Origin of the sequence: Yersinia frederiksenii ATCC 33641, assembly GCF_000754805.1 — a bacterium.
Taxonomy (GTDB): Bacteria; Pseudomonadota; Gammaproteobacteria; order Enterobacterales; family Enterobacteriaceae; genus Yersinia; species Yersinia frederiksenii.
Window position 1 is genome coordinate 4042384 of sequence record NZ_KN150731.1, and the last position, 12317, is coordinate 4054700.

The following is a 12317-nucleotide window of genomic DNA, read 5'->3' on the forward strand; positions in this document are numbered from 1 at the left end:
CCCTCTCCATGCCAGAGAGGGCGATATATCTCTTTAAGCCACAGCCTGTTAGTGCTGGGCCTCGCCACCTAAGGCTTCAATCAAGTTTTTAATCAGGGCGGCCAATTCACTGGTCATCAGAATAAAATCGGCATCGAAGCGCTGAGCAAAATCTTCCCGATCAATATCTTCATTCTGTTCACGTAGCGTGTCAGAGAATTTCAGGCGTTTGAGTGAGCCATCATCGGACAGCACCAATTGAACACGCTCCTGCCAATCTAGCGCTAATTTAGTGACTAGCTTACCGGCTTCAATGTGTACTGCAATCTCATCGCTGAATAGATCCTGTTTCTTACAGCGGATCACGCCACCTTCTTCCAAAATGGCCTTTAATTCAGCTTCATCCATTAAGGCAAAGCCTGCTGGCAATTCTTTGCTGCGTACCCATTCGGTCAGGGTCAGCTCAATCGGGTTTTCTAATGTCAGTGGCACTACTGGCAAGGAACCCAAGCTTTTACGCAATAATGCCAAAGTATCTTCGGCTCGCTTGGCACTCGCTGCATCGACCATAATTAGGCCGTTAACAGTATCAATCCACAAGAAAGTCTGATTAAAGCGACTGAATGCCCGGGGCAACAAACTGTGCAGAACTTCATCTTTTAATGAGTCTTTCTCAGTTTTTTTCAGTTTGCGATGTTGCTCACCTTCCAGTCGTTCGATTTTTGCCTGCAATTCTTGCTTAATCACCGGTGATGGCAAGATCTTCTCTTCTTTGCGCGCACAAATGACGATTTGACCATTAACCGAATGGGTTAATGCATCGCTGTGTGAACCCAGCGGTGATACCCAACCGGTTTTAGCCATATCCTGACTGCCGCATGGCGTGAAACTCAGGGCGCTTAACTGTTTTTCCATTTCGTCCGCAGACAGTGAAACTTCCCGGCTCAAACGGTAAACCATTAAATTCTTAAACCACAGCATAGTATTATCCCTGGCTCGTGCGCGCTCGGAGCGCGCGAGTTAATCAAACGCAGGGCGGCATGATAACGAATTGAGGCCTTGGCCCCTAGTAAAAAGAATAAGAAAAAAGCAGAGCCAGTTAGCAATTCATTGAACATTATTTCTATCTGAAGAGATTCAAAGACCACAGAATGCAAAAATGCAGGTGACAAAGATTGTGTCGCAACGAGGTATTGTCCAAACTGAGTGAGAGGATTTGTATTTTTGCCAAAACCCCTAATTGATAGAATCTTCTGTCAAAAACATATTTGCCGATAAAATTTTTTGTCTACAGAACAGAAAGCAACCCTGTCAATGAGGTGAGGCGCTATGCGCATTGGTATAGATTTAGGTGGAACCAAAATTGAAGTCATTGCTTTAGCCAATGACGGGACGGAGCTTTTTCGTAAACGGATCGATACTCCGCGCCATGATTATCAAAAAACCTTGCTGGCGATTGCGGCGTTAGTTGCAGATGCTGAACAAGCAACTGAGGAGCTGGGCAGTGTTGGTGTGGGTATTCCTGGCACACTTTCTCCTTTTACCGGTAAGGTAAAAAATGCCAATTCAGTATGGCTGAATGGTCAGGTGGTAGATAAAGACTTGTCAGAGTTGCTCTCTCGCTCGGTGCGCCTGGCAAACGATGCTAACTGCCTGGCTGTCTCTGAGGCCACCGATGGTGCCGGAGCCGGAAAACATCTAGTATTTGCGGCTATTATCGGCACGGGTTGTGGGTCTGGTATTGCTATTGATGGGCGGGTACATACTGGTGGTAATGGTATCGCCGGTGAGTGGGGGCATAATCCGTTACCGTGGCAGAATGATGAAGAGCGGCAATATCAGCAAGAAGTTGCTTGTTATTGCGGTAAAAAAGGCTGTATTGAAACCTTCGTTTCCGGTACCGGCTTTGCCACCGATTACTTCCGTCTAAGCGGCAAACCTCTTAAAGGTCATGAAATTATAGCCTTGGTGGAGCAGGGCGATGCGGTAGCTGAACAAGCTATGGTCAATTATGAGCAACGGTTGGCAAAGTCATTGGCTCATGTCATAAATCTGTTTGATCCCGATGTGGTGGTATTGGGGGGAGGGATGAGTAATGTCGATCGGTTGTATAAAACATTACCGAAGTTAATTAGCCCTTGGGTCTTTGGCGGCGAGTGTGAAACGCCAATCCGCAAAGCATTGCATGGCGATTCTAGTGGGGTGCGTGGCGCAGCCTGGTTGTGGCCTGCCATTACCCTTCGTCCTTGACGCTTCAGTGTTGTTAGCCGCACTCACTTACCCGAATCACTGGCTTGAGTCAGTTCATCGGGGGGCATTCGTTTGCCGCCAGGCTGTATGCTAATGACCGTGGAAAACGCATTTATCCTGTGGACTGGAAGCCACAAGAGGGTAACCAGAATTTGCTTAGTCTTGGTTTACCCTAAAGATATTATCCAAGCGGCTGACACCCAATCCATTGACTTTTTTTACTTTAATTTGCACCGGGATGCGTTCTTTCATGGCCTCAACATGGCTAATAACCCCAATGGTTTTGCCTGATGCGTTCAGGCTATCCAGCGCATCTAGTGCGGTATCCAGTGTTTCTGCATCCAACGTACCGAAACCTTCATCAAGGAACAGTGAGTCAATACTGGTTTTATGGCTGACCAAATCTGATAGCGCCAGAGCTAAAGCCAAACTGACCAAAAAGCTCTCCCCCCCGGACAGTGTGCGGGTATCACGTATAGCATCAGCCTGCCAGGTATCCACCACTTGCAGCTCTAGTGCATCACTGGTTTTTCGTTGCAACTGATAACGCCCGTGCAAACGACTAAGCTGGTTATTTGCCAGATAGACCAAATGATCGAGTGTGAGTCCCTGCGCAAACTTACGGAATTTATCACCCTCTTTGGAGCCAATTAAGTGATTGAGATAGCTCCAGTCATCATATTGTTGTTGGCTACGTTCAATTTGCTCAAACAACGCGTGCTGATTGTTACGGCGAACGGCGTCGCTCTCTAGCTGGTTGCGTAATTCACCTTGCCGCAATGCATTGGCTTTTAACTGTGCCAGTAGTTGCTCGGATTGCTGCTGTAATAGTGCTAATTCAGTGGTTGGAGAAACACCAGCTGGGCAGGTTTGAAGATATTGCTCCAATGCTTCATTGGCTTGCTGTAAGCGGATATTGGCTTGCTGTTGGCGTTCACTCAATTGTTGTTTTAATTGCTGCAAACCTTGCCTTTCTTCTTCGCTCAGTAATGCCGCGGTTAAGGCTGCTTCATCAATGAACTCACTGCTTACTAGTGCTTGTTGTAATTCAGTTTGGGCCGTGGTCGCACGCTGCTGATTTTGTTGATGCTGCTGCTCTAAACCTGCCAGTTCACCTGATATCAGGTGAAGTTGAGATTGAGCTTGTTGCAGGGCAGTCGTTGCATTCTGTTGTGCTAATTCTACTTGCTGCTGTTGCTGGCGTAATAGCTGGCGTGCCTCGGCAACATTGCTGTTACCAAATAGGGCGTGGCGTTGATGATTTTGTTGTTGCAACAAGATTTCAGCTTGTTGATGTTGCAGGCCAAGGGCTGATAATTGGTCGACATATTCTTGCAAGTGGCGACGCTCATTTTCAATCTGCGTTTCCAGTGCTTTTTGCCCTAGCTCCAGTTGTTGCTGTTCTAGTTGATACTGATGCCACCGCTGATTTTCTTCTTCGCGTTGTGCCAGCCAACTTTCCTGCTGACTTGTTTCAGGTATTGATAGCGAAACTGCGGCCAGAGCATCACTGAAACCTTGGCGTATTCTTGCCAATTCATCTTGTTGACGCTGATGTTGGGCAAGTAACTGTTGCTGGGCTTGTTGGGTATCTTGTTGACGTTGAAGGAGGAGTGCCAATTGCTGCTGATGCTTTTGTTGCAGTTGTTCTGCTTGGGCCAGCATATCTTTAGCTTGTTGATATTGCTGGTTAAGTTGTTCATATTCTGCCAGTTTTTGCTGACACAATTGCTCCGATTTTTCCTGTTGCTCCAGCCAGGTTGCCAACGCCACTGCGTCATTTAATACAAATGCCAGTGCCAATGGTTTTGTCAGTGTTTGCCAGCGTTGTTGATAATCCGCCAGTTGCTGCAGGCTGTGTTGTAGCTCTTGCTCCAGGCGCAACTGTTGTTGTTGCACATTTTCTACTTGTGTACGTAATTCCGTTCCGGCAGTGAAGAGTTGCTCAACCTGAAGGCGCAGTTCCTCAACTCGTACTGCGGTTTCTGACGGTTTTACCGCTTGATACTCTTTAATTGCCGGGTGATCCAGTGCGCCACAGAGTGGGCAAGCAGCACCTGGCTGCAGTTTGGTCCTTTCTGCTTCTAAGCTGACTATCTGCTTTTCGCGATCCAGAAGGGCTTCTAAATCTATCAGATGTTGTTTTTGTTGTTTATATAGCTGACGTTTTTCTGCTAGTTGCTGTTCTAGTTGTTTTAACTGTTGTTGCTGGCTAATTAACTGTTGCTGCTGTTTATCATGTTGTGTCTGAACTTGCTGGGCTAGAGGAGATAATGCAGCTAATTGCTGCCGTACTGTACGCTGTTGCTGGAGTTCAATCAGTTGTTGGCGTAATTGTGCCGAGGGGTGCAACTGCTCTAGTGCTGATAATTGTTGCTGGATGCTACCTGCTTGCGAGTTGGCTTGCACTAACGCCGCTTGTTGCTGTTTATCCTGCTCGTTCAGTGTGGCAGTTTGTTGTTGCAAGCTATTGAGCAATGTAACCAGTAGCTGTAACTGTTGTTCGCTTTCAACAGATTGCTGTTGTTGTATGTGTAACTGACGAAATTGCTCACGCCATAAAGGTAGATTTTTTTCCCAGTGTTGATGATGAGCATTAAGATGTGCATATTCAGCCAGTTGTTGCAGGCGTTGGCGGGTTTGCCGCAATTGTTGTTCATTTTGTTCAAGCTGCTGCCTACCTTGCTGTTCCTTACTACGCAACTGCTGTAGTTGTGCAGTAAGCTGCTCTAACATCTGCTGTTGATGGGTAATAAGGTTATCCAGTGGCACCACTTTTTGTTCAATCAGTGTTTCCTGCTCATGCTGTTTGGCCGCTTGCTGCTGGCGAGCCAAGTTGGCTTGCTCTAGTGCCACAGCCAGTGGTGTCAGCTGTGCTTGAAGTTGCTGCTGTTGTTGGGCCAGTGTGGTGATGCGCAGTTGTATTTGTTGCAAGTCTTGCTGACTACGTGAACGCTCTCGCAACAAAGGACGTAATTTCTCGGCGGGTTCACTACGGGCTAGTCGTTGCAGTTCCGGCTGAGCTTGCTGATATTCTTGTTCGATAATTTTTTGTTGTTGCTGATATTCCAGCAGATTTTTTTGCTGCTGTTGCCAACCTGCTAGCCAGTGGATTTGGTTCTGATTAACTTGTTGCTCTGAAGCAAGTTGCTTTTCTTGTTCACCTAGAACATCTATTTGTTGTGCTACAGCCTGGCGTTGATCTTCATTCATCAGTTCAATACCACTGGCGCGTTGATGCAAAGCATCCAGCGAGATCTTAGCTTGCTTATGTTGCTCAAATACATGCTCAGAAAGGCGGCCATAGATCTCGGTGCCGGTTAACTCTTCTAATAATTCGGCACGATCATTGGCATCAGCATTGAGAAACGCAGCAAATTGCCCCTGTGACAACATCATCGATTTGGTAAAACGGCCAAAATCCAGCCCGGTGATTGCCGCGACCATCTCCAACTTGTCTCGTACTTTATCTGCCAGGATTTTGCCGTTTTCGCAGAGTGCCAACTCAACTTTAGGGGCTTGCAGATTTCCTTCCGGGCTATTTTTGGCCCGCCGTTGACTCCAGAATGCGCGATAGCGGGTACCTTTTACCTCAAACTCAACTTCAGCCAGTGACTCCGCAGTATGGCGAGTCATCAACTCATTCTGGCTGGGCGTGACAGTCAGTCGTGGAGTCTGGTGGTACAGCGCCAGACAAATTGCATCCAACAGGGTGGTTTTACCGGCCCCTGTGGGACCCGTGATGGCGAATAATCCGTTGCTGGTGAAAGGCTCGGCGGTGAAATCTATCTTCCACTCCCCTTGCAGAGAGTTAATATTCTTTAGGCGCAGGCTTAAAATTCTCATGCGGATTGCTCCTCTGCGGCATCTTTACCTTGCGTTATCTCTTCAACAACTTGATTGAACATTTGGCGCATACGTTGTTGGCGTGGCTCGGCTAAATCAGCCTCCAGTGCCAGCCTGCGCTCAAATACATCAGATACACTCAGCTCATTAAGGGTTTCTTTTTCTTGTCGTTCGATACCGATATTGCGCTGCTCTTTACTGCGACGCAATAACACCACCTCTACTGGGAGTTCTGCGGTCAATGCTTGTATTCGTCTTTGAATATCAGTGAGATAGTCTTGAGTTGCAACCTCGATATCCAGCCATACCGGTAAACCTTGATGGTCAGCAAATTTAGCCAATTGTTGCTCTATTTGCGGTAAATCACCTTTGACTAACTGCATTGGCTGAAATTGTGGAATGAATAGTGGGGTAACTGACGACAGTATTTGCTGAGTAAACTCCACCAGATAGACACTTTTCTCCTTACTTAACTCATCAAAACTCAAGGCGATGGGGGAGCCGCTATAACGAATGTGTTCAGTTTTAGCAACTTGTTGAGCACGATGGATATGGCCCAAAGCAATATAATCTGCTGGCGGAAAAGCTTGCGCCGGGAAAGCGTCCAATGTGCCGATGTAAATATCGCGCACTGAGTCACTGGTGGTCACGCCAACGGTGGTCAGATGCCCAGTGGCGATAATCGGTAAGGGTAGATTTAGCTCGCTACGCAGTTCAACCGCTCGTTGATAGAGCACCTGATAGTGACCTGCGATCGCTTCTTGCAATGCCAGTTGTTTTTGCCCACCAGATTCACCAGCCTGGCTGGTCACTAAATCACGTGGTCGTAGAAAAGGAATGGCGCACAGTACAGCTGCGGGCTGATGTTGGCGGTCTTTTAGAATAATGACTTGTTGATCCAGATGACTGCTGGCACAGGAAATTACAGTGGTATTCAGATAGGAAAGCAAACCTCGTGACTCATTCAGCGTTGAGACTGAATCGTGGTTCCCTCCCAGCACGACCAACTGGCAGCCAGTGGGTTGGAGTTCGACCACAAAACGGTTATAAAGCTCACGGGCATAGCTGGGGGGCGAGCCAGTATCAAATATGTCACCGGCAATAATTAACGCATCAACCTGGTTTTCTTCAATTTTATCAATGAGCCAATGCAGAAATGCCTGATGTTCGGCAGCTCGGCTTTTAGTGAAGAAATGTTGGCCTAAATGCCAGTCAGAGGTATGAATAATGCGCATAAAACTCCCGCTATGGCAGGTTATCTTTCATGGAGTGGCGCTGATTATAAACGCTGTTAGCGGGATGTCGCGGCTAAAAAGAAGGTATGGTGGAAATCTCCGAGAAGCTTCGCAAATTTCAGTGCTGTATTTTGCAATTAACATGAAATTTATCACTATGCTTATTGCTTACGATAGCGTGATGTTTTTCATAAAAATGTCACAAAACTGACGCATAATGGCTCGCGACATAACATAGTGACCACTAACTTACTGGCAGGGTTGATGATGGCAAGACGCATACTTGTGGTGGAAGATGAAGCACCAATCCGTGAGATGGTGTGCTTTGTGTTGGAGCAGAATGGTTACCAACCGTTAGAAGCCGAAGATTATGACAGCGCGGTAACGCGTTTGTCGGAGCCTTTCCCTGATTTGGTGCTACTGGACTGGATGCTGCCCGGTGGATCAGGTATTCAGTTTATTAAGCATATGAAACGCGAAGCACTGACGAGAGATATCCCGGTAATGATGCTGACTGCTCGTGGTGAGGAAGAAGACCGGGTACGCGGGTTGGAAGTGGGTGCCGATGACTATATTACCAAGCCATTTTCGCCAAAAGAGCTGGTAGCGCGCATTAAAGCGGTTATGCGTCGGATATCACCAATGGCAGTAGAGGAAGTGATTGAAATGCAAGGGCTGAGCCTTGACCCTTCCTCGCATCGCGTGATGGCGAATGAACAGGCGCTTGATATGGGGCCAACCGAATTTAAATTGCTGCACTTCTTTATGACCCATCCTGAGCGGGTATACAGCCGTGAGCAGTTGCTTAATTATGTCTGGGGCACTAACGTTTATGTAGAAGACCGCACGGTTGACGTGCATATTCGTCGGTTACGTAAGGCGCTTGAAGTTGATGGTCATGACAAAATGGTACAAACCGTCCGAGGAACAGGATACCGTTTCTCAACGCGCTACTGAGTTTTCAGTGCCGGAGAATTCGTTGTGTTAGAACGTTTATCGTGGAAAACGCTGGCTTTAGAGCTGGCTCTTTTTTGTCTGCCCGCATTATTACTAGGTGCCTTTATTGGGTACCTTCCTTGGCTATTACTGGTTTCAGTGGTAGCGGCGCTGGTCTGGAATTTTTATAACCAACTCAAATTATCTCACTGGCTGTGGTTAGACCGCAGTATGACGCCTCCTGCTGGGCGTTGGAGCTGGGAGCCTATATTTTACGGTTTATACCAGATGCAGTTGCGTAATCGGCGGCGGCGGCGGGAATTAGCCTTGCTTATCAAGCGGTTCCGCAGTGGCGCAGAATCATTACCTGATGCTGTGGTGATAACCACCATTGACGGCAATATTTTCTGGTGCAATGGATTGGCCCAGCAACTGTTGGGGTTCCGTTGGCCGGAAGATAATGGTCAGCATATTCTCAACTTATTGCGCTACCCGGAATTTAGCCAGTATCTGCAGCAACAAGAGTTTTCTCGCCCCCTGACATTGCAATTGAATAATGGTTATTACGTTGAATTCCGTGTGATGCCTTATTCCGAAGGACAATTGCTTATGGTTGCCCGGGATGTTACCCAAATGCGCCAGTTGGAAGGTGCCCGCCGTAACTTCTTTGCCAACGTCAGCCATGAACTGCGCACGCCGCTGACAGTATTGCAGGGGTATTTGGAAATGATGCATGACCAAGAGCTAGCAGGCCCCCTGCGTGAGAAAGCCCTCGGGACGATGCAGGAACAAACCAAACGGATGGATGGGTTGGTAAAACAACTATTGACGCTATCACGAATTGAAGCCGCTCCTAATGTGGATATGAATGAGCAGGTGGATATTTCCCGCATGCTGAAGATGCTACAGCATGAGGTTCAGGCATTGAGTAATGGGCGTCATGAGATTACGTTTCGGATTAATGAGCAACTGAAGGTCTTCGGCAATGAAGACCAACTGCGCAGTGCGGTTTCTAACTTGGTCTATAACGCAGTCAATCACACACCTGAAGGGACTAAAATTGAGGTGTGTTGGCAACAAACGCCGCAAGGTGCACAGTTTCAGGTCAGTGATAATGGGCCGGGCATTGGTCCTGAGCATGTTCCGCGCCTTACTGAACGCTTCTATCGAGTGGATAAAGCACGTTCAAGGCAAACTGGCGGCAGCGGGTTAGGGTTGGCAATTGTGAAGCATGCATTAAGTCACCACGATGCCCGTCTGGATGTGATGAGCGAAATCGGCTTGGGAACGAGATTTATTTTTACCTTGCCGAATCGGTTGATTGTTCCGACGGTTTTAACCGAGAATGCAGTCAAATCCTAAGACTGCATGGATACCAAGCTGATGATATGGGGAAAACGGGCGCTGTTGCATGCCATGCTGTGGTTTAGCTATGGCGTTTTAGCGCAATCGACGGCGCTAACGCCGATGGAGACTGCGCTGCCATCATCGTCAATTTCCGCTAGTCAAACTTTATCCGGCAATCTTTCCAGTGTTGGTTCTGACACTTTGGCCAATTTGATGTCTTTGTGGGCCGAAGATTTCAATCATCATTACCCCGGTGTTAATCTGCAAATACAAGCTGCAGGTTCCTCGACAGCGCCTGCAGCACTGGCAGCCGGGGCCACCCAACTTGGCCCGATGAGCCGGCCAATGAAAGTTGCTGAAATCACGGCATTTACCCAACGCTATGGTTATCCACCACTTGCCGTCCCTGTGGCCGTTGATGCATTAGTGGTGTTTGTTCATCGAGATAACCCATTGAATAAAATAACCTTGCCTCAGCTTGATGCCATCTTCTCGCAAAATCGTCGTTGTGGGGAACTTCATCGAATTTCCCGTTTTGGTGAACTGGGGTTGGGGGGCAGTTGGGCGGGCCGTTCATTACAACGCTATAGCCGAAATTCAGCCTCAGGAACATACGGTTTCTTTAAACATCAGGTATTGTGTGATGGGGATTTTTCTAATAATGTCAATGAATTACCTGGATCCGCATCCGTTGTGCAAGCCGTGGCTGGCTCATTAAATGGTATTGGCTATGCCAGCATTGGTTTTCGCAACACAGGGGTTAAGCCGTTGGCACTGGCGGTGAATGGTCAGGATTTTGTGATGCCAACAGCCGAGAATGTCAAAGAAGGTAACTATCCATTGTCGCGTTATCTGTACATCTATATTAATAAAGCGCCAGGACAACCGCTGGAACCTTTAACAGCAGCCTTTCTTGAGCGTGTTTTATCACCCGAAGGACAAAAACGAGTCATCCATGACGGTTATTTGCCATTACCTCCCGAGATGCTCAGTCATACCCGAAAAGAGCTAGGTTTTGCTCATTAAAATGTTAACGACTGGCTATAAATGATACAAATCATATGGCGTGTATTTCTCTAAATCTGGCATGATTGACTGGTTTGAAAAGATTGTCTGGATGAAGACTCTGCTTTTGTGATCCTGACTTGCCTTTCTCCGCTATAAACGGTCTACTTACCGCCGTTGTTGACCTATTCCACCTGCAAATAACTTCAAAAACACTGCATACTGACGAAATAGATTGCTTATTAACCGCTGGGATTTGCGTTTATCAGAGCTTTATATCGTTTCGATCACGTCGGAAAGGCCACAACTTAGCACTTTTTCTTTTGGTCATTTAACTAGGCAACGCACACCACTATGAGTCATCGTTTATCGTCTAAAGATATTATGGCATTAGGTTTTATGACCTTTGCCTTATTCGTTGGAGCTGGCAACATCATCTTCCCACCGATGGTTGGTTTACAATCAGGTGAGCATGTGTGGTGGGCCGCTCTGGGCTTCCTGATTACTGCGGTTGGATTACCGGTGATTACCGTTATTGCACTTGCTCGTGTGGGCGGCAGTATCGATGCTCTAAGTTCGCCAATTGGCCGTAGTGCGGGCCTGGTTCTGGCTACCGTCTGTTATCTGGCCGTCGGGCCACTATTTGCTATCCCGCGTACTGCCACGGTTTCCTTCGAAGTGGGTATCGCACCTTTGACCGGTGATGGCCCGCTGCCGCTGTTTATCTATAGCGTGGTTTATTTCGCGCTAGTTATCGGGATTTCTCTGTATCCGGGGCGTTTGCTGGATACCGTCGGGCATATTCTGGCTCCGCTGAAAATTTTGGCGTTGGCTATTTTGGGTATTGCTGCCTTGATTTGGCCTGCTGGCCCATTGATTCCGGCAACCGATGCTTACCAACAAGTGCCATTCTCCTCAGGTTTCGTTAATGGCTATTTGACCATGGATACCTTAGGTGCGCTGGTCTTCGGGATAGTTATCGTCAATGCTGCGCGTTCACGTGGCGTCGTATCTCCGGGGCTGTTGACGCGCTATACAATTTGGGCTGGCTTGATTGCTGGTGTGGGTTTGACGCTGGTTTACCTGAGCTTGTTTAAGTTGGGTTCCGGTAGTGGCAGTTTGACGCCTGATGCCCAAAATGGTGCCGTAGTGCTGCATGCTTATGTTCAGCATACTTTTGGTGGGTTGGGGAGTGTGTTTCTGGCCGCTCTGATTTTCATCGCCTGCATGGTTACTGCGGTAGGCCTGACTTGCGCCTGTGCTGAATTCTTTGCTCAGTACCTGCCATTGTCATACCGGGCGCTGGTCTTTATCCTCGGTATTTTCTCAATGATGGTATCGAATCTGGGCCTGAGCCATCTGATTCAGATCTCTATCCCAGTACTGACGGCGATTTATCCACCTTGTATTGTGCTGGTGCTGATGAGTTTCACTTTACGCTGGTGGCGTCATGCCTCACGTATTGTGGCGCCAGTCATGTTGGTCAGCTTGCTGTTTGGTATCCTGGATGCGGTAAAGGCGTCGACATTCGCGCAATTCCTGCCGGAATGGACCCAGCATCTGCCACTAGCAGCACAAGGTTTGGCATGGTTATCGCCTTCACTGCTGGTATTCGTCGTCGTGGGGCTGTACGATCGGCTCTGCTGTCGCCAGGAAGTTGCTGCTAAGCAATAACTGCACAGGCATAGGATATTTTTAGCCACGGCTCATCCCCGTGGC

8 protein-coding genes are annotated in these 12317 nt (G+C 47.9%); 5 read left to right on the forward strand and 3 right to left on the reverse strand.

Annotated elements, in window-relative coordinates; all coding sequences use genetic code 11:
• Positions 1 to 48: 48 nt before the first annotated feature.
• Positions 49 to 960: a recombination-associated protein RdgC gene (rdgC, locus tag DJ58_RS03990; protein WP_004707496.1), complete on the reverse strand. Its 912-nt coding sequence runs from the start codon at positions 958 to 960 to the stop codon at positions 49 to 51.
• Between the two features lie 348 nt (positions 961 to 1308).
• On the opposite strand from rdgC, the gene mak reads away from it, so the two are divergent.
• Positions 1309 to 2229, forward strand: coding sequence for a fructokinase (mak, locus tag DJ58_RS03985; protein ID WP_004707497.1), 921 nt, complete (start codon positions 1309 to 1311; stop codon positions 2227 to 2229).
• A 156-nt stretch (positions 2230 to 2385) separates the two neighbouring features.
• On the opposite strand, the gene DJ58_RS03980 is transcribed toward mak, so the two are convergent.
• Together DJ58_RS03980 and sbcD are read right to left on the reverse strand one after the other, a co-directional pair.
• Positions 2386 to 6075 (reverse strand): AAA family ATPase, encoded by a 3690-nt coding sequence (locus DJ58_RS03980; RefSeq protein WP_032913268.1) that lies wholly within the window; start codon positions 6073 to 6075, stop codon positions 2386 to 2388.
• Positions 6072 to 7310, reverse strand: a complete 1239-nt coding sequence (gene sbcD, locus DJ58_RS03975; protein ID WP_004707504.1) for an exonuclease subunit SbcD — start codon at positions 7308 to 7310, stop codon at positions 6072 to 6074. The genes DJ58_RS03980 and sbcD overlap by 4 nt, the downstream gene beginning before the upstream one ends.
• 267 nt (positions 7311 to 7577) lie before the next feature.
• On the opposite strand from sbcD, the gene phoB reads away from it, so the two are divergent.
• The 4 genes from phoB to brnQ all read left to right on the forward strand — a co-directional run bounded on the left by phoB (position 7578) and on the right by brnQ (position 12272).
• Positions 7578 to 8267 carry a phosphate response regulator transcription factor PhoB gene (phoB, locus tag DJ58_RS03970; protein WP_032910661.1) on the forward strand — a complete coding sequence of 230 codons (690 nt, stop codon included), beginning with the start codon at positions 7578 to 7580 and terminating at the stop codon, positions 8265 to 8267.
• A gap of 24 nt (positions 8268 to 8291) precedes the next feature.
• Complete coding sequence (gene phoR, locus DJ58_RS03965; protein ID WP_032913269.1) at positions 8292 to 9608, forward strand: phosphate regulon sensor histidine kinase PhoR; 1317 nt, start codon at positions 8292 to 8294, stop codon at positions 9606 to 9608.
• Between the two features lie 6 nt (positions 9609 to 9614).
• Complete coding sequence (locus DJ58_RS03960; protein ID WP_004707510.1) at positions 9615 to 10619, forward strand: PstS family phosphate ABC transporter substrate-binding protein; 1005 nt, start codon at positions 9615 to 9617, stop codon at positions 10617 to 10619.
• A 333-nt stretch (positions 10620 to 10952) separates the two neighbouring features.
• A complete protein-coding gene (gene brnQ / locus DJ58_RS03955) occupies positions 10953 to 12272 on the forward strand; it encodes a branched-chain amino acid transport system II carrier protein (RefSeq protein WP_004707513.1) in 1320 nt (439 codons plus the stop codon).
• Positions 12273 to 12317: the final 45 nt, after the last annotated feature.